Origin of the sequence: Shewanella sp. Isolate7, from assembly GCF_022398425.1 — a bacterium.
Taxonomy (GTDB): Bacteria; Pseudomonadota; Gammaproteobacteria; order Enterobacterales; family Shewanellaceae; genus Shewanella.
On sequence record NZ_JAKEVJ010000008.1, the window covers coordinates 43829 to 69014 of the forward strand.

General features: G+C 54.0%; 25 protein-coding genes and 4 pseudogenes. 1 reads left to right on the forward strand and 28 read right to left on the reverse strand.

Going from position 1 to position 25186, the window contains the following annotated elements:
• Positions 1-25 precede the first annotated feature (25 nt).
• The 27 genes and pseudogenes from L1D47_RS03125 to L1D47_RS03255 form a co-directional block, all read right to left on the reverse strand.
• The gene (locus tag L1D47_RS03125) at positions 26-613 is read right to left on the reverse strand and encodes a Maf family protein (RefSeq protein WP_275661365.1); all 588 of its coding nucleotides are present in this window, start codon (positions 611-613) and stop codon (positions 26-28) included.
• Positions 614-615: 2 nt separating this feature from the next.
• Positions 616-1104 (reverse strand): rod shape-determining protein MreD, encoded by a 489-nt coding sequence (gene mreD, locus L1D47_RS03130; protein ID WP_041510821.1) that lies wholly within the window; start codon positions 1102-1104, stop codon positions 616-618.
• Positions 1101-1982, reverse strand: a complete 882-nt coding sequence (gene mreC / locus L1D47_RS03135; RefSeq protein WP_239882526.1) for a rod shape-determining protein MreC — start codon at positions 1980-1982, stop codon at positions 1101-1103. The genes mreD and mreC overlap by 4 nt, the downstream gene beginning before the upstream one ends.
• Positions 1983-2116: 134 nt before the next feature.
• The gene (locus L1D47_RS03140; protein ID WP_011864209.1) at positions 2117-3166 is read right to left on the reverse strand and encodes a rod shape-determining protein; all 1050 of its coding nucleotides are present in this window, start codon (positions 3164-3166) and stop codon (positions 2117-2119) included.
• A 502-nt stretch (positions 3167-3668) separates the two neighbouring features.
• A complete protein-coding gene (locus L1D47_RS03145) occupies positions 3669-5843 on the reverse strand; it encodes a DUF6701 domain-containing protein (protein ID WP_239882527.1) in 2175 nt (724 codons plus the stop codon).
• Between the two features lie 535 nt (positions 5844-6378).
• Positions 6379-6816 carry an MSHA biogenesis protein MshP gene (locus L1D47_RS03150; RefSeq protein ID WP_239882528.1) on the reverse strand — a complete coding sequence of 146 codons (438 nt, stop codon included), beginning with the start codon at positions 6814-6816 and terminating at the stop codon, positions 6379-6381.
• Entirely contained in the window at positions 6806-7603 is a 798-nt protein-coding gene (locus tag L1D47_RS03155) for a type II secretion system protein (RefSeq protein WP_239882529.1), read from the reverse strand. Before L1D47_RS03155 ends, L1D47_RS03150 begins: the two co-directional genes overlap by 11 nt.
• Complete coding sequence (locus tag L1D47_RS03160; protein WP_239852881.1) at positions 7603-8154, reverse strand: type II secretion system protein; 552 nt, start codon at positions 8152-8154, stop codon at positions 7603-7605. The genes L1D47_RS03155 and L1D47_RS03160 overlap by 1 nt, the downstream gene beginning before the upstream one ends.
• Positions 8144-8593: a type II secretion system protein gene (locus L1D47_RS03165; RefSeq protein ID WP_239882530.1), complete on the reverse strand. Its 450-nt coding sequence runs from the start codon at positions 8591-8593 to the stop codon at positions 8144-8146. Before L1D47_RS03165 ends, L1D47_RS03160 begins: the two co-directional genes overlap by 11 nt.
• A 143-nt stretch (positions 8594-8736) precedes the next feature.
• On the reverse strand, positions 8737-9219 hold the full coding sequence (locus tag L1D47_RS03170; protein WP_239882531.1) for a type II secretion system protein: 483 nt from the start codon (positions 9217-9219) through the stop codon (positions 8737-8739).
• Between the two features lie 16 nt (positions 9220-9235).
• Positions 9236-9742, reverse strand: a complete 507-nt coding sequence (locus L1D47_RS03175; RefSeq protein WP_239882532.1) for a type II secretion system protein — start codon at positions 9740-9742, stop codon at positions 9236-9238.
• A gap of 86 nt (positions 9743-9828) precedes the next feature.
• Positions 9829-10455: a type II secretion system protein gene (locus L1D47_RS03180; RefSeq protein WP_239882533.1), complete on the reverse strand. Its 627-nt coding sequence runs from the start codon at positions 10453-10455 to the stop codon at positions 9829-9831.
• Positions 10456-10528: 73 nt separating this feature from the next.
• Positions 10529-11020, reverse strand: coding sequence for a hypothetical protein (locus L1D47_RS03185; protein WP_239882534.1), 492 nt, complete (start codon positions 11018-11020; stop codon positions 10529-10531).
• A 44-nt stretch (positions 11021-11064) separates the two neighbouring features.
• Positions 11065-12282 (reverse strand): type II secretion system F family protein, encoded by a 1218-nt coding sequence (locus L1D47_RS03190; RefSeq protein WP_239882535.1) that lies wholly within the window; start codon positions 12280-12282, stop codon positions 11065-11067.
• A gap of 2 nt (positions 12283-12284) precedes the next feature.
• Entirely contained in the window at positions 12285-14045 is a 1761-nt protein-coding gene (locus L1D47_RS03195) for a type II/IV secretion system protein (protein ID WP_239882536.1), read from the reverse strand.
• Positions 14042-15229, reverse strand: coding sequence for a tetratricopeptide repeat protein (locus L1D47_RS03200; RefSeq protein ID WP_345778749.1), 1188 nt, complete (start codon positions 15227-15229; stop codon positions 14042-14044). Before L1D47_RS03200 ends, L1D47_RS03195 begins: the two co-directional genes overlap by 4 nt.
• Entirely contained in the window at positions 15205-16110 is a 906-nt protein-coding gene (locus L1D47_RS03205) for an AAA family ATPase (protein WP_239882538.1), read from the reverse strand. Before L1D47_RS03205 ends, L1D47_RS03200 begins: the two co-directional genes overlap by 25 nt.
• Positions 16111-16114: 4 nt before the next feature.
• Positions 16115-17809, reverse strand: coding sequence for a pilus (MSHA type) biogenesis protein MshL (gene mshL / locus L1D47_RS03210; protein ID WP_239882539.1), 1695 nt, complete (start codon positions 17807-17809; stop codon positions 16115-16117).
• Positions 17810-18130: an MSHA biogenesis protein MshK gene (locus tag L1D47_RS03215; protein ID WP_239882540.1), complete on the reverse strand. Its 321-nt coding sequence runs from the start codon at positions 18128-18130 to the stop codon at positions 17810-17812.
• Complete coding sequence (locus L1D47_RS03220; RefSeq protein WP_239882541.1) at positions 18111-18767, reverse strand: MSHA biogenesis protein MshJ; 657 nt, start codon at positions 18765-18767, stop codon at positions 18111-18113. Before L1D47_RS03220 ends, L1D47_RS03215 begins: the two co-directional genes overlap by 20 nt.
• Positions 18764-19369, reverse strand: a complete 606-nt coding sequence (locus L1D47_RS03225; RefSeq protein ID WP_239882542.1) for a PilN domain-containing protein — start codon at positions 19367-19369, stop codon at positions 18764-18766. The genes L1D47_RS03220 and L1D47_RS03225 overlap by 4 nt, the downstream gene beginning before the upstream one ends.
• Positions 19370-20248 carry an MSHA biogenesis protein MshI gene (locus L1D47_RS03230; protein WP_239882543.1) on the reverse strand — a complete coding sequence of 293 codons (879 nt, stop codon included), beginning with the start codon at positions 20246-20248 and terminating at the stop codon, positions 19370-19372.
• A 229-nt stretch (positions 20249-20477) separates the two neighbouring features.
• A pseudogene (locus L1D47_RS03235) lies at positions 20478-20693 on the reverse strand (transposase); the annotation flags it as partial.
• A gap of 34 nt (positions 20694-20727) precedes the next feature.
• Positions 20728-21000 (reverse strand): annotated as a pseudogene (locus tag L1D47_RS03240) (transposase); the annotation flags it as partial.
• Between the two features lie 143 nt (positions 21001-21143).
• Positions 21144-21344: pseudogene (locus tag L1D47_RS03245) on the reverse strand (transposase); the annotation flags it as partial.
• A 1-nt stretch (position 21345) separates the two neighbouring features.
• Positions 21346-21735, reverse strand: a pseudogene (locus L1D47_RS03250) (transposase); the annotation flags it as partial.
• A gap of 9 nt (positions 21736-21744) precedes the next feature.
• A protein-coding gene (locus L1D47_RS03255) for an IS3 family transposase (protein ID WP_239882544.1) occupies positions 21745-22901 on the reverse strand; the annotation gives its coding sequence in 2 pieces (ribosomal slippage) (positions 21745-22646 and positions 22646-22901; 1158 coding nt in all).
• 407 nt (positions 22902-23308) lie between these two features.
• On the opposite strand from L1D47_RS03255, the gene L1D47_RS03260 reads away from it, so the two are divergent.
• Complete coding sequence (locus L1D47_RS03260) at positions 23309-23524, forward strand: TIGR02450 family Trp-rich protein (RefSeq protein WP_239882545.1); 216 nt, start codon at positions 23309-23311, stop codon at positions 23522-23524.
• Positions 23525-23765: 241 nt separating this feature from the next.
• Here the strand turns inward: L1D47_RS03260 and gorA are convergent, their stop codons facing one another.
• Positions 23766-25121, reverse strand: a complete 1356-nt coding sequence (gorA, locus tag L1D47_RS03265; RefSeq protein WP_239882546.1) for a glutathione-disulfide reductase — start codon at positions 25119-25121, stop codon at positions 23766-23768.
• Between the last annotated feature and the right edge of the window lie 65 nt (positions 25122-25186).

A 25186-nucleotide genomic window follows, 5' to 3' on the forward strand; every position in this document is an offset into this window, starting at 1 on the left:
ATGGCTCAATCTACTGGGTAAAATGCTAAATGGATAACAGCTTCATCTCGGTCAGCAGCGCCCGGGTTTCCACCAGGGGTAGGCCCACTACCGCCGAATAGCTGCCATCTATGGCCTCGACGAAGCAGCCGCCCAGGCCCTGAATGCCGTAGGCACCGGCCTTATCCATAGGCTCGCCGGTGGCGATATAAGCCAAGATAGCCTGTTCTGTTAGGCCGCAAAATTGCACTTTAGTTTCAACTAATCGAGACAGGGTCCGCTGACCATCGGTCACCGCCACCGCCGTCATCACACTATGGCGCTTACCTGAAAGCGCACTAAGCATCTGCCTGGCGTCTGCTTCATCCTTAGGTTTACCTAAGATAGCCCCCTCTAATACCACTATAGTATCTGAGCCCAGCACCACGGCATCCGCTTGCCCCCACAGCGCCAATCCGGCATTGGCCTTCTCGATCGCCAGACGCACCACGAACTCTGCGGCACTTTCCCCGGCCCTATGGCTCTCATCGATATCGGCGGCCAGCGCCTCGAAACTAAATTCAGCTTGGCCCAGGCCGACCTGCAACAGCAGCTCACGACGACGGGGAGAGGCAGAGGCTAATACCAGTTGCATGATTATCTCACTTTATAAATACGACGAATGCGTCTCAGCATCCAAAATACCCAAGGCCAGATGATCAGGCTCGACAGGGCTGGCAGGAACAGGCTGGCATCGAAGCTGGCCACATTCACCACAAACTGTGTCCAGAACACCAGCAGATGGTGCAGACACACCAGGCTAGCCACCATCAGGGCCTGTTGCCACATGGGGAAGTTACGCAGCCGCTGGAAATGCAGCACCACCACATAAATCACCAGCGACATGGAGAGCGCGCGTATGCCAAGATGTGCCCCCAGCAAGATATCCAGCAACACGCCCAGTAACCAGGCAGATAAGATGTTATAACGGTGCGGCAGTGCCATCGCCCAGTAGATCATGACCAGCAGCAACCAGTCGGGACGCCAGGGTTCGACTAGGCCGGGCAGCGGCATGATCTGAAACAACATGGCCAGCAGGAAGCTTAGCCAGACCACCCAACGTCCGTGGGGAATATGCATGCTCATGGCGTCTCCTCCGCTTTAGGCTCGTCGGCTTTCGGCTCGGCTTGAGGCTCGCTCAATTCACTCTGGGTGCCGTCTGGCCAGATCAACAGCAGATAACGAATACGGTCCAGCGCCGCCAGGGGCTGGGCGGTTACCGTGGCATAGCTCTGGCCATCATCACGCTCGACTTTCATGATACGCGCCACCGGGTAGCCCTCGGGGAAACGTTTACCCAGGCCTGAGGAAACCAGGAGATCGCCGACCCTGAGATCTGTGCTCTTCGCCACATGGCGCAGCTCGAGCTCATCGAGCTCACCTATGCCTTGGGCAACCAGGCGGACATCGTTGCGGGTCACCCGTACCGGAATCGCGTGAGTCACGTCTGAGATCAGCAGTACCCGACTGGTCAGCTCGCTGATCTCCACCACCTGGCCGACGACGCCGTGGGCATCCACCACCGGCTGACCGACAAATACGCCGCTACGGGCGCCATGGTTGAGCACCACATAGTGACGAAAGGGGTCGCTGGCCACCTCCATCACCTCGGCAACCATCTTCTTGGAGTCCATATGCACCGGAGAGCCAAGCAAGGCGCGCAGACGATCGTTTTCCTGTCTCAGGTGCTCGAAACGCTGCAGACGCTCGCTCATCAAGAGTTGCTGCCTGAGCAGCTGCTTGTTTTGCTTGGCCAGCATGTTGCGGGTAGCGATACTCTCGGCCGACCAATCCAGCACGACACCGGGAATATTGGCCACGTATTGTAAGGGGCTGAGCAAAGAGGAGATAGATTGGCGAACCGGCTCCAGCCTATCGTTGGCCACCACTAAGATCACCGACAAAACAATTGCCAATGTGAGCCTGAATTGATTCGAAATACCGCGGGCAAAAATAGGTTTCATAAAACACTTAAGGCAGCGAACCCGGTACCCACTTCTACCCTTTCACCTTGTGGTGTCGGGGCGGCGAGCCATCAGTTGCTGTGTCTCGCCCGGAGGATAACCAGAGTCTTGCTGCCTATTTTATTTGGGCCGAATTAGTTTTCGTCAGAGAAGAGATCGCCACCGTGCATGTCGATCATCTCAAGCGCCTTACCACCGCCACGGGCCACACAGGTCAGCGGGTCGTCGGCTACCATAACTGGGATGCCAGTCTCTTGCATCAACAGACGATCAAGGTCACGCAGCAGGGCGCCACCACCTGTCAGTACCATGCCGCGCTCAGAGATATCTGAAGCCAGTTCTGGTGGAGACTGTTCCAATGCAACCATCACGGCGCTGACGATGCCAGACAGTGGCTCTTGTAGTGCCTCGAGGATCTCGTTGCTGTTCAGGGTAAAGCTACGTGGTACCCCTTCGGCCAAGTTGCGGCCGCGCACTTCGATCTCCAGCACTTCGTCACCCGGATAGGCGGTACCTATGGTGTGCTTGATACGCTCGGCCGTGGCTTCACCGATCAGGCTGCCATAGTTGCGGCGCACATAGTTGATGATGGCGTCGTCAAACTTGTCACCACCGATACGCACAGATGATGAGTAGACCACGCCGTTTAGCGAGATGATAGCCACTTCGGTAGTACCACCACCGATATCCACTACCATAGAACCTGTCGCTTCCGATACCGGCAGACCGGCACCGATTGCCGCCGCCATCGGCTCTTCAATCAGATAGACTTCACGAGCACCTGCGCCCATGGCCGACTCACGAATCGCGCGGCGCTCAACCTGTGTTGCCCCCACTGGCACACACACCAAGACGCGTGGGCTTGGACGGAAAACGCTGTTGTTGTGCACCTGCTTGATGAAATGCTGCAGCATCTTTTCGGTCACATAGAAGTCGGCGATCACGCCGTCTTTCATTGGGCGTATGGCCTGGATATTGCCCGGCGTACGACCCAGCATCTGCTTAGCTTCTGTTCCCACGGCGGCAACCGATTTTTGGCCGCCGCTGCCGCGTTCGCCTCGAATTGCAACAACCGAAGGCTCATTTAACACTATGCCCTCTTCGCGAACGTAAATTAAGGTGTTAGCCGTACCCAAATCGATCGAAAGATCGTTAGAAAAAATGCCACGCAGCTTCTTGAACATGTAACCAGCCTGTCTCAGTGGAGTCGGAAAAATAAAAATCAGGTAACTTTATCAATGCCCCCCGCATTCCACAAGGATATTATGCTGATCCTTAGATAAATATCTGTTCATCATTGGCCCTAGGGCCTGTTGATCTTTGCCGTTTGTTTTTGCAGCAGTTTGAAGGTGATTTATACAAGGCAGAGCCTGTGTCGTGTAGTCTTCTACACAAATTGGCGATAACGCCGTAGCAAATGACCTACAAACGCTGCCCAACGGGTTCATCTAAACGCGCGCTGCACTTTATGAAAGGCTTCCTGCCTTTCACCGCAGGCGGTCAGCTACGCTGTTAGAAATCGTTCCAGACGATTTCTTTGTTGTTCGCCATTCACATAGAGTAACTATGCTTCATGGCTCTCGCCTCGCGCAAAACGCGTTTAGATTGAACAAAAATTAAACTTGAAATATCAACAGGCCCTAGTGTCAGCCTAAGTGAACACTCGCTCAGCAATTGGCTGACAGGCTATTTCACTTCCCGCCAATAGATGATCTTATCGTGTCCACGATAGGTGCCAAAATAGGCGTTTGCCCTGGGATCAAACAGGGTATCAGCGGCATTACCTGGATAGTTCCAGTATCCCTTGAGCCAAGGCTCGACATGCAGTTTCAGGGGCACCTCGCCGGCCTGATTGGGGATGGCAAAGTAGAGGTTAGCGACGCCGTTAACCAAGGCGCCACTGCGCAGCGACAATCCGCTATCGCTGTAGGCCTGAAGATCGGGGAAGCCCGAAGGTAGGACGCGATACAGACCAGTGGTCGCCGTCTCACCGGCGTCGAGTAATGTCAGGGTATTAAATACCGAGCAATTGTCGTCACCATTGAGTGTCCAGGTAGGCACGCCGTCGGTCACGCTTGAAACATACTCGCTATGCAGTGGCAGCCGCAGGCTCTCCGACTGTGGACCATAGCCGTTTTCCAGCACCATGCGGCCATAACGCAGCTCGAAGGCCCTACCATCACCGATATCGCTAAAGCTAAAGCCGCGGCAGGCGGCCGTGGCGGTGTCACGATAACAGATGCCATCTTCATCGCTGACATCCAACGCCGACAAAACCAGATCGAACTTGGCGTCGAAGGGCGCCAGTGGCGTCTGGGTACGCCGATAGCTAGGCTCGGCGCCGATTAACTCGGCGACATTTGGGGAACTGAGATAATTGACCGTGCCAGAGAGTGCGGGCGCCTGACTATCGACGACCACAGCCAATCCGGTGCCATCTTGATAGCTACGCTCAACCCACTGGTTACGCTCGACCTCATCCCTATGTTTGTAGCGCCACCAGTCGCCAATCTGATAGTTGCTGGTCACCTTATCCTGGGCATTAAAACCCGTCACCTGGATACGAGGCTCCAGGCCTGTGGTAAAACCGAAGGGCTGATCCAGATAGGTGAAGCTGCCACAGGCTAGCGCGGCTTCAGGGGTATTGCCCGTGATGCCTAGATAGGCCGGCGTGAAACGGCCAAACACCTCGCTGCTGGACTGGCTGGCAGGGATGGTCACGCCCTCGAAGCTGACATCACTGCCAAGCGCCACCTTCATGGTGCCCACCTCGCTCCAGCTTTGATCATCGACGATCTGGGCACTGGCGCCTGATGACAGTGAGAACGCCAGACTATCACGGCCTAACAGGCCATTGACCCCTGTCTCGGGCGCCACCACCTGAGAGACCACAGACAGGCCAGCGTGTTCGAAATTTTGCAGCGCCGTGTTGTCACCGAAATCCTCGTCATCATCGCTCTGCCAACAGGCGGCCGTTACCTGCATGCTAAAGGCCTCACCTGCTACGGCCAGCACCTTACAACCTGCATCATAGGGATCGCTGGCATCACAACGCGAATTTGCCGCGACATTGGCAAAATGAAAACCTGCGGGCGCAGAGGTAAAGCTATCGCTATGGGTGAGCACCAGAGTCTCTGTCCCGCCCGACGGCCGATTCACCATGTGCCGGTATTCGGCGAGGAGCTTCACCAAACCCGCCTCGGGATAGTTGGCCGACAGGCTCGCCACCCCTTCGCTATTGAAATGCACCTGCATTGCCTGAGTGCCGCCACCATCAATCGCTACCGTATCCGTCGGGGATAACAGGCTGTTCAGGGTAAGCAGGGCCGGATTGTTCACCGGTGCCGGACGCAGATAATCGAAGCCGAAGTTAATAGCCTTGGTCTGGTTAGCAAACAGGGGCTTACACTGCTGCGTCTGAGTATCCTTGGTCACCGCAAACAGGTTGAAGCTGCTGCCCGTCTTACAGGCTGTACCATCGGGCACATCGAAATAGAACCCGGTATCGGCAAAATTGAGCAGACACAGGTCATTGTCCACCAAGGCGCCGTCGATATAGCAACGGTAAGGCGCGGCTGGCGCCGTGGCACCTAAACCGAGTAGCACACTGCCACCATCAGGGTGCCACACCTGAGCCTGCTGCGATCCGGTAAAGCCTACATCAGCATATTTCACGCCATCCTTGGTCAGCTCCACGCTCGAGGAGACGCTCGCCTGAGTCGAACAGTCATCGTTGACACAGGCCCGCAGCAGTATGTCTTTGGCCGCACAGCTTAGCGCATCCGAGGTAAATTCGAGTCGGTAATGATCGACACTCACCCCGCCCTTATCACACATGCCGCCGAAGTCGGCGTTGTCCACAGCACCCAGGTCGACATCCGCACTACCATTGCCATTAATAACTATCGCGCCGCCTGAAGCTAATGCACCGTCAATAGAGGCATTACCAGTTAAACTAACAGAACCAGCAACATAAACTATGCCATTAATAAAATTCTGACCCGCAATTGATAGACTACCTCTCACATAAATAATTAAATCTTCCGAGTTACCTGTCTGATTCAAGCTAGCCTGATTTAAAGTTAAACTGTCAAAGTAAAGCCTTGTTGTGATGCCATTAGTTCTTACATAGCTGCCTTGACTAAAGCTCCCATCAGAAAAATTAAAATCCCCAGGCGAAAAGTTGTAATAACCGGGAGAACAAGAAGTTGTTTGCCCTCGCTTGCTGCATGAAAAATTTCCACGACTCGGCTCCAAGTTTGCAGGAGGTTGCATACCATTGGGAAAGTGATTTCCCGAGGGTGGGTCGGTAAAGATCTCATCACACTGAGGTACGGCGAAAACAGCCGTAGAAAAAACCAGATAGAGTAGGCAGCCCAAGAAGCACTGAAATATTTTAGTCACGGGCCTCTACCTCCACCTTACGGTTAACACGCAGACAGGCGTCGCCATCACAACTGCCCACGGCGCAGGTCGCATCACTGCCGATAAGATACTGGGTCACGCTGTCGCTCCCCGCCCCCACAGTGGTCTGACTGCAGCTTAATACCACGCTACAGCCATGAAACCCCACCACATTCGGCGGCGTCCAGCTCGATGACACACTAGCGCAGCCCACCACTGTACCGCTTAAGGGAAACAGCTGCGCCAGGGCGGCATCGGCGCCGCTATTAGCCGCGGCGAAGGCACGGGTCGCCAAGACCTCAAGGTTTACCCCCTCGTCGGCATCGCTGACGATATTGATCAGCGCCGCCGCCATCAAGAACATCACGGTAATGATGAAGATGCCAATCACTAGGGCGCTGCCTCGCTGCCTGACTCGATTAGGGAACATTGATCACCTGCACCTGATGTTGATATTGAAAGGTCTGGCCATTCACCTCGAAACGGGGCGATAGCTGTACCACGGCATTGTTAACCAGTGTACCCGGCGTGTATTGAATCGGCGCCTCGCTGCCGAGATTATTCACCACATGCTGGCCCATCAGGGCGCCCTTTCCCATCTTTACAAGGGTCGGCTGGCTGGTCTGAATCCCATAGCCATCGTAACGCCTAATATCGCCGCTGCTTAAGAAGCAGTAACTCACGGCACCATTGACCATGAAATAACGCCGCTGGGGCGATGCCTCATCGAAACGCAGCGCATTATTAAACTCGAGCCGATTACCGCTCAACTGCTTGATAGCGAAGATACGTCCCTGAGTCGTCGAAGGCGTGTCTTGATAGAGCTGAGCGGGCGATAACGGATACACCACTATCTTATGGGCCAGGTTTACTCCCTGCGCCGGCAACATGATGCTGCCGGTATCGGCCGCTGCCTCAGGCGCAATCGGCAAGCTGATATAGCTGGCGCTGGCGGTGATCGGCATAAACTCTATGCACTGGCCAGCGCTCGTGCTCGCCACTCGAATGCTATTTGGGAGGGCATTACGCAGCTCACGGGTCATGCGCTCAATCACGAAACGGCTCTGGCTCAACACCTGATCCACAGAGCTGGACTCGACGAAGATACGGGTGCCCAAGATGACGAAACTGCTCACCCCAACTACCAAGATGCCGAGTATGATGATGACGGTCACCATCTCCACCAGGGTGAAGCCCTTGTTAGTTTGCAGCTGCATCAGTAGTTACTCCGCAGTGCATGGTAGGTGATCACCTCGCCACTGGGGGTGGTCACATTGATCGCCACCAGCTTACTGTTCTTGTCGCTGCCGGGATAGGTCACGCTCACCGACAGTTGATAGTTGAGGTACTCCTGGGCATAGGTGCGATCCGAGTTGAGCATCTTGCTAGCCTGGGTCAGGCCATGGTAGTCATCCACGTCACGATAGGCGTTGCGCGTCAGGCCGTCAGGGCCAAAATCAGCCTGGTCGGTACAAGGCAGTCCGGCGGGCAAGCCAAGATCTGGCCGCGCCGCAGCGCCGCAGGCGGGCACGCCGCCATTAGGGTTGGCATTCTGATCGTAGCGCTTGCCCCAGATCTCGTTAAGCAGGGAGTGAGCCAGCTCGGCAGAGCGTACTCTATGTAGTGTCTCGGCGGCGCGATCCGCCTGGGGGAACAGCATGCTGGTGAGCATGACCAGGGCGACGCCTAGGACTATCATGCCTACCACCAGCTCGATCAGGGTAAAACCAGAGGCGCGCCTTGATGCCTTGAATCTACTAGCGTCCATGAATATACCCCTGGCTCTCGATAGTAAGATCTAAGGTTTCATCGGCGGCGACCTTAATGGTACAACCCGACGCGCAGCTTCCTGTCACCCGACCATCGCGATCGAATGTTAGGGTAAAGCTGTTCGCCCCTCCTAGGCTCAGACCTGTCTGCTGGGGTAGCGACTGGGCATTGCCTGTGACCGTCAGGCTACCACAGTCGGCGCCATAGATATCGGCGCGATAGGCCGCTTCTGTCACACTCACCTTGTAGCAGCGATCCAGATTATTCAGCGCCATCAGCTGTACCCGTCTGAGCTCACTAATCAGTTCGTCTCTGAGGGTATAGGCGCTGTAGCTTGAGGCGGTAAAGAAGCGCGGCAAGACCACCACAGAAAGAATGGCAATCAAGATGATGGTTGTGACCAGCTCTACAAGGGTAAAACCTTGTTGTTTATTCATCGACACCCCAGCTGCAACACGCTGATAGCGTTAAACTTTCTAATAACCTACAGAGTATGGCAAATATTGCCATCGATTTCAGTAATTAGTCTCACTCTACAGACAAAAAAGGCCTGCATTGCAGGCCTTTAGAAGTGTAATATCTAGCAATCACTTGCCGCCGGAATAGCACCATATATAGGTGGTGTCGATGCGTCCTTAGCCTGAGTATAAGTAAACTTACAAGCAGTAGGAGCCCCTTTTTGTGAAATCTCGATTGCTGGTGCCGCAGGAGGCGTAACTGAAACAGCTGTAAATGTCCAATCGGCTTCAGTGATCTCTAGTGCTTTAGCAATCTCAGCTTGAGTCGCCTGAATGTAACCATAATTTAGGTTTACACCTTCAACAAGAGTACCCGTTGGAGGAGTTCCAGCTGTTAACACTTTTTTCTCAACTCCCGCAATAGCAGCCTTGGAGTAATAAAGTGAGTTAGCCCCCTGTAATGCACCTTTTACACCTTGCAAAGCCGAAACACGCGCATCACTCTGCAAGTTGATAAACTTAGGTGCGGCGGTCACCGCCAGAATCCCTAAAATGATAATAACCACCACTAATTCGATCAGTGTAAAACCTTTCTGTTGATTCATTTAATATTCCTATAATTTAACAATTTGAAGTCGTTGGCATGGCAGCAAATGTAGGGCCAGCACTGGAACTTGTCGCTTGGGTATATTCCAACTTACAGGCTGCTGGGGCCCTTTTTTGCCAAATAGTCACTTTTGAGGTTTCTTCCTTGATAATCCATTCATCGGTTGCCGTTGTGGATGTTGGCTTACCATCAGCACCAGCAGCGAAAGTAACGTCTAACCCATTCTCAAAATCTGTTTCAGTTGCTTTCATGTAACCATAAACGATATTTATATCTGTTCCTGTACCTATATCTAAAGTTTCAGCACCACCAGTGCCCCCTTTTTCTTTTCCGGCAATAGCTGCTTTGGAATAAACTAAAGAGTTGGCACCTTGGATAGAGGCTTTCATCCCTTCTAACGCAGAAAGGCGCGCATCGCTTTGTAAGTTAATGAATTTAGGCGCTGCGGTCACGGCCAGAATCCCCAAGATGATGATCACAACCACTAACTCGATCAGTGTAAAGCCGTTTTGCTTCTTCATATCGTTCCCTTATTATTGCCGCTTATGCTAGCTTTTAACTTTAATTAAAAAACTTTGCCTACCTCGCCCTAAGGCAAGACTCAAGATTAGTTGGTAAAACTCAACACCTGGCCGGTACCTGGGTTATAGAGTATCCCTTTAGCGTTGGCAGTAGCCAGATCTGGAGCTGGCGTTGGCACCCCTGTCGATGGATTTAATGCCAGAGAAGATACCTGATGATAGACACAGAGATCTAAGTTAGTCACCTGAGTGCCATCGATCGCCACCCCATTGCCACCAGCGCCAGCTAATACTCGCGCGGTAAAACGTTGATTACGGGCATCTTGATTAAAGAGCACGTTACGCGGCGCGTTTTGTAAAATATTATCGAAAACTTCCTGGCAAGCCACATCTGTCATGCCTGTCGCACTGACAATACCACTGCCCGAGGTCAGTCCCGTCGGAAACCCGAAGCGGGTATCGAGGGAGATCTGGGTGCCATCTAACACCACATTGGCATTGTTACGTCCATCGACTTCCCACTGTGAGCGCACGAAGCTTACCGCCGTGGCCAAGCCACCGGCTACACCATCTACGCTAGCATCTTCGGCATCGTCGGTCACATTTAAAAAACGGGGAATCGCAGTAGCCGCCAGAATTCCCAGAATCACAATCACGATCACCAGCTCGATCAGAGAGAAACCACTCTGCTTAATTGAGGCTCGCATTTTCATAAAAATCTCCCATAGATAATCCTGATAATTCTAGCAGTTACAGCAAATTATAAAACCTCAGAAATGACTAAATTCACTGATCTGTCAAAAAAATTACTCGCCCGCTATTGAGTTGGTAACTCAAACGATCACCATTGTTAGCAATATAACTACAAACCTCTCCCGCTCGGTCTGCCTGTGTAACAATTTTGACTAAATCATCCCGGCCACCCAATAGCTGCCACCAGAGTTTTTTGCAGCCCTCCTCAGTGACTTGCTCCAAGGTTGGCCAACCCTGCTCGCTCATCTTAATAAGGGGCTGTTCACCTTCTCGGAGTTCCATGGCCGTGGACCAATCGAGATGCATCTCAGCAGGACGCCCCTGCACCAACCATTGCGATCGCACCATAGCCAACACATTCAGCAGACGGCTATGCTCCAGCCTCAGCCCTTGAGCGGAAACCTGATCGACCTTGGCGAAATAACCGTAACCCAGCACACTCAAGATGAGCAAGAGCACCACAATGGCAAGCATCTTGCCGTAGGCCTGCATCAGCTCGCTGTCGACTCGCTGTTGATTCTGCATCAGCGAAGCTCCCGGTCCATCTGCCGATTCATGGTCATCACGAGCTACCCCCCTTTGACCACATTGAGCATATCCCACATCGGCAGGTAGATACCCAGCGCCAGGATGAGGACAATCACCGCCACTATGCCAATGAGAATCGGCTCCAGCTTGGCGGTCAGGTTCTTAAGGTCATAATCGACCTCGCCCTCATAAAAATCGGCGGCATCGTTAAGCAGTTGATCTATCTGCCCCGTCTCTTCCCCAACAGCCACCATCTGCAGCACCAACGGGGTGAAAAGCTGACTTTGGTTCGATACCCGCAGCATCGACTCGCCCGATTCGATGCCCCGGCGCATGGCCACGATGCGGTCATGCATGTAGGCGTTATCGACGGCATCGGCCACCAGGCTTAACGCCTGTGTCATGGGCACGCCCGCACTCAGCATCATGGAGAAGCTGCGGCAATATCGTGACAGGGTCGAGCGCTCTATGATGCTCCCCACCGCTGGGATCTTCAGCTTCCATCTGTCCCACTGCTGCTCGCCCTTCTCTGTGTTGTGCCAGTAGCGGATGCTGACGAATCCCGCCACCACAGCGATAAGCAGCAGATACCAGTAGTTGACGAAGAAATTAGAGGTGCCGATCAACAGCTTGGTGGCCCAGGGCAGATCGGCGCCGAAACGGGCGAACAGATCGGCAAACTTAGGGATCACCATGATATTGAGTACCACCAAAGCCAGAGCCACAGCCATCAATACGAAGATGGGGTAGCGCATTGCTGCTTTAATGCGCCTGCGGGTCTCCTGCTCACGCTCGATATAGCCAGAGAGCTGGATAAAGGCATCTTCCAGCTTACCCGTGTTCTCCCCCACATGGATCATGGAGACAAACAGGGCGTCGAACACATCTGGGTGGTGGTTCATCGCCGACGACAGGGGGCGACCCGAGATCAACTGCTCTGAGATATCATTCAGCGCATCCTTCATCCGCTTAGAATGAGAGCTCTCGGACAGGCCGGCAATGGCACGCAAAATAGGGATACCTGAGCGGGTGAGCGAATACATCTGCCGGGTAAAAATCTGCAGTTCATCCAGGCCTACCTTGCTCTTAAACAGGGTGCCAAACTGAAACTCCCGTGCGACCTTGGCCTCCACCAGCTCAAGGGGGATAACGGCGCGAGACAGCAGCTGATCGGCGGCGGCGCTCTGGGTGGTCGCATCGAGTCGACCACTAACCGCATTGCCCTGTGCATCTCGTCCCTTGTACTGATAGACAGGCATAGTTAGCCCTCAATCTCATGTTGATGGATCATCTCCTGAGAGATAGGCACCTGGGCATCGCTGGCATCTTCGATAAGCTTGGCCACCTCTTCCATAGTGGTCATGCCTTCGGCCAGGTAGTTGAGTGCCGACCCCGCCAGCGGGGTAAAATTAGGGCTCTGGTAGGCAGCCGTGGCAAACGCCTGGGGATTACCGCTACGCATCGCCTCGATCATTTGCTCGTCCAGCTCCAAGATCTCAAACACCCCGATACGGCCACGATAGCCACTGCCGTTACAGCTCTGACAACCTGTGCCGATACGGAACCTGGCCTGGCTAAAGTCACGGCCACTGATGCTACTCAGCCAAGCGTGATCGGCGGCGCTGGGCTCGAAGGGCTGGGCACAGTTATGGCAGACACGGCGCACCAAGCGCTGGGCGATGATCACCCTAAGCGCGCTGGCCACCAGGTAACTGGCGGCCCCCATGTCCAGCAGACGCAGGGCCGAGGTGACCGCATCGTTGGTATGCAGGGTCGATAGCACGAAGTGACCTGTCAGTGCGCCCCTAAGGCCAATCTCCACCGTCTCCTGGTCACGCATCTCACCCACCATGATGATGTCGGGGTCCTGACGCAGGGTGGTGCGCAGTACATTGGAAAAATCCAATCCTATCTTATGGTTAACTTGTACCTGATTGATACGCGGCAGCTGGTATTCCACAGGATCTTCCACCGTGATGATCTTGCGATCTGCGGTATTAAGCTCGCTCAGCACGCCATATAGCGTGGTAGTCTTACCGCTACCCGTCGGCCCGGTAACCAGCAGCATGCCGTGGGGGCGCTTGATCTGTTTACGCACCCGCGCCAGCATCTCGGCAGGCATGCCCGTCTCATCCAAGGTCAGCAGGCCCGCGGATTGATCAAGCAGACGCATCACCACAGACTCGCCATGATAGATAGGCATGGTCGACATACGCACATCTATCTTGTGTCCCTTGACCTCCATGTGGAAACGGCCATCCTGGGGCAGTCGCTTCTCGGAAATATCTAAACCTGCCATCAACTTGAGACGCAGCACCAACGCCGAGGCGATGTTCACTTCCTGCAGGGTATTTTCCTGGAGCTGACCGTCGATACGCTGGCGGATCCGTAGCACTTTATCGCCGGGCTCGATATGAATATCCGACGCACGCATCTGCACCGCATCTTCGAAGATCGACTGCAGCAGCTTAACCACAGTGGTTTCGTTATCGCTGTCGGCATCGGTCAGGCTGGCCAGGTCGAACTGATCGTCGGCGGCATATTCCTCCTCCAGCTTACCGGCGATCTGCGCGATCTCACCGGTGCGGCGGTACAGGTTATCGAAGGCCTCCAGCAGCTGGGTCTCGGTGACAACGGCTATCTGGATCGCCTTAGGCGCCAGCAACACCTCGATATTATCCATCGCCTGCAGGTCCGCAGGATCACTCATGGCCACCAGCACATGGTCGCCATTATCTTCCACCGCCAGGGCGCGATAGCGACGGGCCTGCACCTCGGGCAGAAGATTCACCACCTGTGGTGGAATCGCCCGGCGACTGATATCCAGGAAGGGGATATTAAGCTGCTGTGACAAAAACTTAAGTAGCTGCTCCTCGGTGATACAGGAGAGATCGATCAAGGTGCGTCCCAGCTTCTTGCCGGTATTTTTCTGCTCCGCCAGGGCCTGGCCCAGCTGCGCCTCGCTGATAATCGATTCCTGTACCAATAAGTCGCCGAGGCGCATCTTTAACTTGGGTTTCACTCAATATCTCCTAACTGCGCCAGCCGCTGCTGAATAAAATCGCTGGCCTGCTGCGACAAGCCAGGTAAGCCTAGGGCCTGACCATAGGCCTGCTTGGCGCCGGTAAATTTTTGCTGGGAATCTAAGGCATAGGCCAGCCCCATCCACCACTTGGCCTGATTGGGTTCGACCCTGGCCAGGCGACGATAACTCTCTTCGGCCAGGGTAAATGCCGAGGCCTGCTGGGCCAGATGACTCTGCATCACCCACTTCTGCTTGGCGAGCAGGTGATCATCTGGGATCTTGCCAAGCACCGCCAAGGCCCCCTGGCTATCATCCTGTGCCTGCAGCACCCTTGCTAGCATGAGGGCATAATCGAATTCGCCTGGATAGAGGGCGAGCCCTTGTTCCAGCACCTTGTTGGCCTCACCCAGCTGCCCCTGGCCATAATAGAGGGCCGCCAGATGTTGACGCGCACCGTGCAGCGCAGGATTCAGGCTTATCGCCTCACTAAAATCTGTCGCCGCCTGGGAGAGCTGCCCGCCCTCCTGGGCCGACTTGCCCTGACTAAAACGCTTCTCGGCCAGCGCCTCCGGAGAAAGCTTCACCTCGGTCACCGCCATGGTGCCAGTCTGTTTTACCGCCTTGGCAGTCGATGCCTGGGCCTCTGCGGCCGCCTGAGGTTTTGCCACTGGCCTACTTTTAACGACGAGCTTGCTCTCGACGCTAGGCTCTGCATTTGACTCAGTTTTGGGTTCAGTTTTTAGCTCTGTTTTGGGCTCAGTTTTTGATTCAGGAACCGCTGCGGCCTGAGTCGTTACTAACCCTGTCGGCTCTTTGCTAGCAGAGGGCTCTTGGCTCTCTGAGGGCGCTTTACTCGCTCCAGGTGTGGCTTCAGGGGCTGCACTTTTTACTGGCGGAGTGCTATTCCCTGTGGCGATCTCCTGGGTCAATGCCTGATTATCCTGTTGCAGCGCCAGGTTGGTGCGTTCGAGCACCGCATATCTTTCCCACGCCAGATAACCCAGAGTCAGCAGTAACAGTGAGAGCAGCCCGAGTAGCAACCAGGGCAGTCGTGACTGAGGCGCCTGACGATATTGCAGCGGTGGCACCGGCAACTCATCCAGCCCATGGGGCTGCTGGCGCTTATCCAAGTCTTTGAGCATGGTGTTGATGACGCTCATGCCATCCCCCTGGCTAACCATAGCCACAACGCGCCCACGCCCAGTGACAAGGCCCCGGCGGTGCCCAGCCACCAACGGGGAAACAGCCCCTTGTCGGCGTCCTGAGTATCCTTGATCGCGCCCTTCACGTGACAGAGGTTCACCCTTGCTGCACCCTCACCATAGGCCAGCAGCAGAGCCTTATGGGATAAGATATTGATGAGTCTTGGAATTCCTCTTGCCGCGCGGGCGATGCGTCTGCTCTCGCGGGCGCCAAATAGCCCTTCGCCGCGATACCCGGCGACCTCTAATCGGTGAGCCTGATAGGCACGAGTCTCGTCGGGGGTCATGGCCCTCAGTTGATAACTAAAAGTAATACGCTGCCTGAGCTGACGAAACTGGGTCTGCTGGAGACGGCTATCCAGCTCCGGCTGACCAAACAGCACCACCTGCAACAGCTTGCGGCTCTCCGTCTCCAGATTAGTGAACAGCCGCAGCGCCTCCAGGCTCTCATCGGGCAGGGCCTGAGCCTCGTCCAACACCAGGACGATGGAATGACCGTGGGCACTGAGCGCAATCAACTGCTGCTGAATCAGCGTGGTGAGGCGCTGCTGATCCATGTCGGCGCTGTATTTGAGACCAAGCTCCAAGGCCAGCGCCCAGCGTAGCTCGCTAGGACTGAGATAGGGATTGGGCAGATAGGCGCAGTGAAAACGCTCGGGAATATCGTTGAGTAACTTACGACAGATCAGCGTCTTACCCGTACCGACCTCGCCGGTAACCTTGATAAAACCCTCACCCGTCTGCAGGGCAGTTTGCAGCACTTGTAGCGCCTCGACATGGGGCGCCAAGCCGAAGAAGAAGCCGGTATTTGGCGTCAGCGAAAAGGGCGGCTGCGCCAAATGAAAGTGCTGCAGATACAAACCTCTACTCCTGTTTCTCTTCGGGGTACCAGCGATCCAGCAGGGCCTTGGAGCGTTGTAGCTCGGTCTGCCAGGTCTCGGCGCCCACCACGGTCGGCTTGAGCAGGATCACCAGCTCGGTCTTGCGAAGCGAGTTGGAACGATTGGTAAAGGCTTCGCCCAGCAGCGGAATATCTCCCAGTAGCGGTACCTTAGAGACCAGCTCGATATTCTCGCTCTTCATCAAACCGCCTATCACCACCACATCGCCAGTGTTGGCCTTGATAACCGTATCCGACTCGCGGATCTCGCTCTGGGCCAGCGGCAGTTCTAAGGTATCTTGCGATACTTTGATCGACTTGTTCTGCTCCTTGATATCGATAACAGACGGATGGATGTGCAGCAGCACACTGCCCTCTTCATCGATCTGCGGCGTCACATCCAGCGCGATGCCAGAGAAAAATGGGGTCAGCTCCACTTCGGGGGTGGTCACCGGCGTGGTTCCCGCTACCGTGGTCGAAGACACATCTGTCACGAAATACTCGTCGCGACCCACCTTGATCACCGCCTTCTGGTTATTAGAGGCGGTCACCCTTGGGCTGGATAGCACGTCCACGTCACCCTGGGTATCGAGCAAACTGATCATAACATTGAAATCTGTATCTTTAGTAAGTGTTAACGAAGTAATGCCACCCAAAACATCTGTAATCTGATCACCTAATCCATTGGGAGCTCCAGTCGTCTCAAATCCAACTTTAGTATTTCCATCTGCAAATGCACTACCGACAATTTTGTCCCACTTAATGCCTTGCTGATAACCATCTGACAGGGTCACCTCTAGTATTTTGGCTTCGAGGATCACCTGACGCTGCAGATGAGTCTCGGCGGTCTTAAGGAAGGTCTTCACCTGACGCAGCTCGTTCGGAAAAGCCCTGATAGTCACCAGGCCTGCCTGCGGGCTAACCACCACCTGACGGCCGTCACCCGTGTTGCCTATGATAGATTCCAGCGTCTCTTTCAGCTCACCCCAGAAGTCTGTCTTGGTCTTAGAGCGGATAAAGGTGCCGTTGGTGGTCTCGTTGCTATTGTTGCCGTTGCCGTCGCCACCGTTATTGCTCGAGTTATTGTTGTTGTAATTATTGCTGTTGTTGCCGTTGTTATTGCGGTTGTTATTGTTATCGGAGATCCGCCCAGAGTTTACCGAGGTCAGCGACAGCCCCTGACGCTCCATGTAGAGATAATTGAGCGGGAAGGTCTCGGTGCGCATGCCTGCCGGGAAGACACGCAGGATACGCCCTTCACGGCTCACCTCGTAACCATAGATATCTTCGACCACCTGCAGCGCCTCGCTCAGGGTCACCCCCTTGAGAGACAGAGAAACGGTGCCGGTCACGTTGGGGTGCACGGCCACGCTCAGGGGCGTGCCCTGTACCAGGCTTGGGAAGAACACCTTGGCATCGACATCCTTGGCCGATACATCGAAACGTCGCTCGCTAGGCTGGCTAGGGGTCAACGAGCTTAGCAGGGCCGACGATTGCAGTTCACGCTGCACAGAGTCTGGCATCACAGCCGCCGGAGGGGGCGTCTGCGGCTTATTCTGCGCCGCCGCGATCGAGGTATCGATCGCCGATTTCGACTCGACAGGCTGGGGACGATCCGTTGTCTGACAGGCGGCTAACATCAGCACGAGCAGAGGTGTTATGGTTTTCATCGCAGTCATTTATTGTCCCTTGGTCGCAGTTACTTCTGGGTAGAGCTTGAGTTGGCGGCCATCGGCGAGCCAGACCCCCTGCTTAGTGATGCGAGTAATGCTCACACCTTGTACCCTGTCACCTGTGGTGAACATCTTGTTGTTGATAATGGCCGTCGCCGAGTGGTCGGTGATCATCAGGCTGTTTAGCACCAGTTTCTGACCACCCTGGTGCTGCGCCGAGCCTTGGGTGCCTACACCCGGCCGGGTCGGATCCCTCAGGGTCTGCGCCGAGGCCTGAGTCAGGCTAAGCAGTGCCAACAGGCAAACACTAATCTTGATTCGCAACACTGATAAAGTCCTTGTTAATACTGAGTGTGTAGACCTCTAACATCACCTCGGCCTTAGGGTAATCACCCACCACATAATCCAGTTGACGCCAGTAGAGCTTATTGGGCATAGACTCGACCGCCTCGATAAACTTGAGGGTAGCAAAGTAATCCCCCTCGAACGCCAGCCTGATCCCGTGGCTGTAGAGATTAAGCTTATTCTCATCCCCCAGGGCCAGCAGCGGCTTAGGCGCCAATGATTCGAAACTTTGCAGACGTATTCCCTTCACCCGACCAAGTAGCTCACCGAGCATGGTCGGCATCTTGTCGGCGGGCACCATGTCGACCATCTGAAACGACAGCTGCTGATCGAGATCCGCCACTTGCTGTTGCAGACTCGCCAGACGCTGACGGTATTCCTGGTCGGGATCGCTCGCCAGCGTCTGCTGATACAGGTCGATCTGCTGCTGGGAGATACGATTCTCCGCCGTTAAGGCCTTGATATTGCTCCGCACGCGGCTGTTCTGGCTCAATAGCGACTCCAGCGGCAGATAGAGCAGCATGCCGATCACCACCACGACGGCCAGTGCGATCATCACCCGCTCGCGCTGGCTCAGTTTATTGAAGGCTTCTCCCCAGCGGGCTATCTGCTGCTTCATTTCACCTGCTCCTCATCACGCTTGCTACGCAGCACAAACCCTAGCGGCTGCTTGTCGCCCCGGTTCATGGTGAGCGTGCTAAAGGCCTGCCCCTTGAGCGGCTCGACCCCTTGCAGGCGTGCCAGCCACAGCGGCACTGCGTTGGGCGCGGCGCTAAAGCCTTCGAAGACAAACTGATTTTCACTCACCTGAATGCGACTCAGCCAGAGCTTATCGTCGGTCACCCGGGCAAGCCCAGTCAGCAGGGGCGAGTAGCCCTTACTGGTCAAGGTCTCCACATGGGTGAGTTCGCCTAGAAGCAGACGCTTAAGCTCCACCTGCTGTGAGAGGAGATCCACCTCTTGTACCAGGGTCTGAGAGGCACTGCGTTGGGCGATAGCCTGCTCGAGCTGCGCCTTTTGCTGGTCGAAGGCGGTCTTCTCGGTAAGCAGCTGCGCCTTTTCTTTCTCCAGGCTACCAAGCTGTACATAGGCCAGTAAGTTAGCCGTCAGCATCAAGACAAACAGGCCGAAACCAAGCTGCAGCAGGCGCGTAAATGAGAGACGCAGCCTGGGTGGTAACAGGCTGGCGGTGTAGAGGTTGACCCGCAATTTTGGATTCATCTAGGCAGGCTCCTCCGTTTGACGTTCAAGCTCAACCAAAGCCCACTGGGCCAACTTGTCCTGCACCTGGTCGCAGGCGATCACCTCGACAGCTTGGTCAAAGTTCTTACTCAGTAGCTGAGCCAGCATCTGACGCTCCCCCCCCATCAACAGGGCGATAGACGCCACAGGAGCCTGGCGCAGCTGGCTCTCGAAATAGTCCATGGAACGCTGCAGCTCCAGGCTGAGGTTATCGGCCACGCCGAGCTGAAGATCTTGGCTGGAGACCCTGTCGATCTGGCTGAAGCCGCGAATACGACGCTGCATATAGAGCTGCCCCTGTTTCACTACGGTCAGCAACAATTCGCTCCCCGGCTTATGGCAAAGCACCATGTGCGCCAGCTTGTCCTCGGCGCCATAGTTACTGATGGCCATCTCTTCGATGCTGATCCCGCCAATGCTCACCTCATGCTTGTCGGCCGACTTGACCAGTGCCTGCAACATCGCCCGGTTCACCACCACCACAGTCACCTTATTGTTGGTGGACTCAGGCGGCTCAAAATAATCCAGATGCAGCGACTCGACAGGTTCTGACACCATATCCTTGATCGACCAGACGAGCGCCTGATGCATCTCCTCGGGCTCGACCATAGGCTTGTCGACCACCAGTAGCTGGTAAAAATCTTCACTCAGCACGAGTTGCAGGTTGGGAGCGGGGATCTTGTCGGTCAGCGCCTGAAAAACGCCAGACCAGTCATCACCCGACAGGGGCAGAGAAAAGGAGGTATCGCCATCGCGGTTAAAGAAGATCATCGCGGCGGCGTTGAGGTATACGCCTAAATCGACTCTATCGTGCTTGGTTTGCCAGAAGGCAAATTTACTCAAAAGACTATTTTCCATTTAAGGCATATCCACCAATTTGATACTCACGCGCCATGAGTGTCCCAAATCGCTCTACCTCAAATACAGGGCCGATATTGCCTCGAGGAAAGCGTCAAAATAATAGCGTTATTGTAGCGACTAATCGCCTAATTTTATAGAAAAAATCTAACATCAATCAGATACACTCAGATAAACATAGAACAGTAACCCAGGCCTAACAAGTGACTGTGGTGTTTAGTCAATATATTTATCCGTTTTTTACGCACCACAGCTCCTCGCTTTTAAGCATGGTATTCAAGATCACGATGAGCTTTCGCATGCAGGCGATCAGTGCTACTTTAGGCATTTTGCCAGCCGCTTTGAGACGCTGGTAATAGCGCTTAAAAACAGGATTACACTGTATGGCTGACATCATCGCCATAAACATGACTGTGCGTATTCTGTGGCGACCACCACGGATCCTGNTAACAAGTGACTGTGGTGTTTAGTCAATATATTTATCCGTTTTTTACGCACCACAGCTCCTCGCTTTTAAGCATGGTATTCAAGATCACGATGAGCTTTCGCATGCAGGCGATCAGTGCTACTTTAGGCATTTTGCCAGCCGCTTTGAGACGCTGGTAATAGCGCTTAAAAACAGGATTACACTGTATGGCTGACATCATCGCCATAAACATGACTGTGCGTATTCTGTGGCGACCACCACGGATCCTGCGTTTCCCCTTGTAAGAGCCACTTTCGCGGTTCATGGGAGCGACACCAACTAGGGAAACTGCGAACAAGTCCTGCAATTTAGGTATCGAGCTAGGTTTTGAGCGGCCCGCCTGATTTTTGAACGCTAACTGTTCAATTTTGGCCAACATACTGCCGTTTTACGCCGAATTTCGACCTAATTCCAGGCTGTTCCCGGATTTCAGACAGATCTTGGCTGTCGTCGTAACATCTGGTCTACTTTAAACAGGTTCGCCAAGGTGAATAGCATGGCTAACTGTGAGTCATTTTTCGTCAGCCCTTTATAGCGTGCTTTGATAAAGCCGAACTGACATTTGATGATYCGAAACGGGTGTTCTACCTTCGCCCGAATGCTGGCTTTTAAATACTCGATGTTGATAGACAGATCTTGGCTGTCGTCGTAACATCTGGTCTACTTTAAACAGGTTCGCCAAGGTGAATAGCATGGCTAACTGTGAGTCATTTTTCGTCAGCCCTTTATAGCGTGCTTTGATAAAGCCGAACTGACATTTGATGATTCGAAACGGGTGTTCTACCTTCGCCCGAATGCTGGCTTTTAAATACTCGATGTTGATGGCGGTTTTATTCTTGCGGGGATGCTTCTTCAGCGCCCGAACTTTGCCGGGACGCTCTGCTATCAGCCATTCCACATTAGTATCTTCTAGCTCTTTGCGTTTTTCTGCGCCTTGATAACCAGCATCGCCAGAGATGAATTCCTCGTCGCCATGCAACAGATTTTTCAACTGGTTCAAGTCATGTTCATTGGCGGCGGTTTGTAGTGGTCAACTAAAATTGGCCACGGTTTTGTATTCAAGCCAGTATCTTCGCTCTGACTCATTGGGTGTCAGCCCACCGTTATATTGATGTGGTCTCAGCTGACTGTAATACCCCGTCACATATCGCGAAATTTCACTCTTAGCCTCACCGATATCCCGATAGCCGGTCATCGGTATCCATTCTGTTTTTAAGCTTCTAAAGAAGCGCTCCATCGGGCTGTTGTCCCAGCWGTTTCCTCGTCGACTCATGCTCTGCTTAATCTGATAACGCCAGAGCTGTTGGCGGAAGCGGCGGCTGGTATAGTGGCTTCCTTGGTCACTATGGAACATTAGGTCTTTCGGCCTTCCTCGCGCCTCAAAGGCCATGGTTAGTGCCTTGCTTGTTAGCGCACTATCGGGCGAAAATGACATCGCCCACCCCACCGGTTTACGTGCAAACAAGTCCAGAACAACRGCAAGGTAAGCCCATCGTTTTCCTGTCCACACATAGGTCACATCGCCACACCACACTTGATTGGGAGCCGTCACAGCAAACTGGCGGTCAAGGAGATTAGGGATGGCGACATGCTCCTTGTCTGCCTTTTTGTAGCGATGTTGCGGCACCTGGCTGCTCACTAGCCTTGTGGCACGATAGCGCGTCAATCTCACGCCAGCWGTCGTCACCATATCAGCCAGGGTTCTGGCACCCGCTGACCCATTGCTGGCTTCATAAGCCTCCCGCACCATGCTGTGCAACTTTATCTGCTTCGAATCAATGGTGATAGGTCTGCTTCGCCAATACTTGTAACTGCTGCGGTGAATACTAAATACTGAACAAATCCGCTTTACGCTATGGCTCTTCCTGAGTTTCTCGACTAACGAGAACTGTTCAGTGAGTCTGACATCAAGAGAGCCGTAGCCTTTTTTAAAATGGTGTTCTCTTCTTCAATGCGRCGGATTTTCTTCTCCAGCTCACGGATCCGCTGTTGTTCGGGGGTGAGCGGTGCGCCTTTGGGGGATACGCCTTGCTTCTCCTGTCGAAGCTGGTTTACCCATTTACGCATGGCTGAATTACTGACGCCCATCGCGCTTGCAGCCTCAGTTATGCTGTATCCCTGTTTCGTTACCAGCTGCGCAGCTTCTAATTTGAACTCTGCACTGAATGTCGGTCTTGTGTTCATCATTTCTACCACCTTTTCTCTGGAAGTGAGTCTATCACTTCGTCTATTCAGGTGGCCAAATTCACTATGCCACTACACCTGAGGTATTTTTTGCCTATAAGCCAAATTCTATGGACGCATATACTTGCGTTCATTACGGCTTTGTAAAAGAAAACAAGAAGACTTATGTAGAAGCATTTTGTGTGAACTCTTTTGAGCAATTTTCACATAACAAACCACTGTAGTCACTCGCTGGCGCTCGTTGGGACACAAACACGCAGGCTCCCTTCGCTTCGCTGCACATTTTAGCAAGCGATTAACAGCTCCTGAATGAGGTGTTAGGTGTTTTCTCTTTTAAATCACCGAATAGTGAACTTGCCTCACGAACACGTCGTAAAAATTGTGCAAAGTCAGAGTTTGATGGAGTGGTCATGAATAGAATTAACCCTGCTAAGTTGCACAACAGTAAATGGACAGCGGTGAGCCCTCTGAACCGAGAAAAGCATTTCCTGGTCTCAGAGATAGAGTTTGATGAAGATGGTTCAGTTTTAGTGTGTAAAGTAGAAGCGGTGCTTTCAAACAAAGAGTACTCAATTGACTGGACAGAACTTAAAGATCAAGGCAAATGGCGCCAAGGCTGGAAATGATGAATGTCTGGCTACGCACCATACAAGCATTCAAGCAAACCCTCAGCGCTCGGCGATTTTGTTTGCCTCGGGTTTGGTGTTGCCGAGCAAGGCGGAAGGGTAGCCAGTGCGTTTAAGGCTACTGAGTTGGGCGTTAGCCTATATCTTCACAAGATGAGTACCAATTCTCATAGCGGTAGCATTAAAAAGGCCAGACATCTGTCTGGCCTTTTGCTGTTCTTTCAATCAAGCAACGAGCTGATTAACGCATAGTCACGAATTCTTCGGCGCCTGTGGGGTGGATGGCGACGACGGCGTCGAAGTCGGCCTTGGTGGCGCCCATTTTGATGGCGACGCCGAAGCCTTGCAGTATCTCATCCATGCCGTAGCCGATGCCGTGAATGCCCACGACCTTCTCCTCTTTACCGGCGCACACCAGCTTCATCTTGCAGGCCTGACGATGGGCGGTAACCGCCGTGTACATAGAGGTGAAGCCTGAGTTGTAGACCTTGACGTTCTCCTCGCCATATTGGGCGATCGCCTCTGGCTCGGTGAGGCCCATGGTACCGATTGCCGGGTGGCTGAACACCACGGTTGGCACCAGGCTGTAATCCATCTTGGCATCTGTCATGCCGTTAAACAGGCGCTCAGACAGCAGGCGACCGGCTTTTACCGCAACCGGGGTAAGCTCTATGCCGCCTTCTATTATGTCGCCGACGCAGTAGATGCCCTTGGCTGTGGTGTTTTGCTGTGCATCGACCACCACATAACCCTTGTCGTTGAGCTTAACGTCTGTATTTTCCAGGCCGATCTTGTCGGTGGATGGACGACGGCCGATAGCCCAGATCAGGGTGTCGACCTCATAGCTCTCGCCATTTTCCAGCTTGAGGGTCAGTGAGCCGTCGGCGTTCTTGGTCACAGACTCTGGAATGCTGTGGGTATGCAGGCTAGGGCCGTCGGTTGCCATAGACTCCATCAGGGCTTCGCTCAGCATAGGGTCGAAGTTACGTAGCGGCGCATGCTTACGCACAAACAGGTGAGTCTCGCTGCCTAAAGCATGCAGTACGCCGGCGACTTCGACGGCGATATAACCGGCGCCGACAACGGCTACCCGCTTAGGCTGCTCGTTGAGGGCGAAGAAACCGTCGGAGTCGATGCCGTATTCGGCGCCAGGAATGTTAGGTATGGTGGGGGTACCACCGGTGGCGATCAGGATATGGTCGGCGCTGTAGTGCTCGCCGTTGACCTCTATGGTGTTGTTATTGACGAAGCGGCCATAGCCGCGCACCAGGGTGACGCCATTGCTGTCCAGGCCACGGTCGTAGGCGCCGTGGATGCGCTCGATGTAGGCCTCGCGGCTCTCGACCAGCTTGCTCCAATCGAATTTGTTGACCGATACGTCGAAGCCATAGTCTTTGGCGTACAGGTGCATGGCCTCGGCGACTTGGGCACCATACCACATGACTTTCTTAGGGACGCAGCCAACGTTAACGCAGGTGCCACCCAGCGCCTTGGCTTCGATCAGCAGTACCTTGGCACCGCGCATGGCCGCACGGTTGGCCGAGGCGATCCCGCCGCTGCCGGCGCCTAAACAGATATAGTCAAAATGTTGAGCCATCTTTTTCTCCAAATTCGACGGATTGCATATGGGGGTCATTGTAGGGGTAAAGCGACAAGCAAACC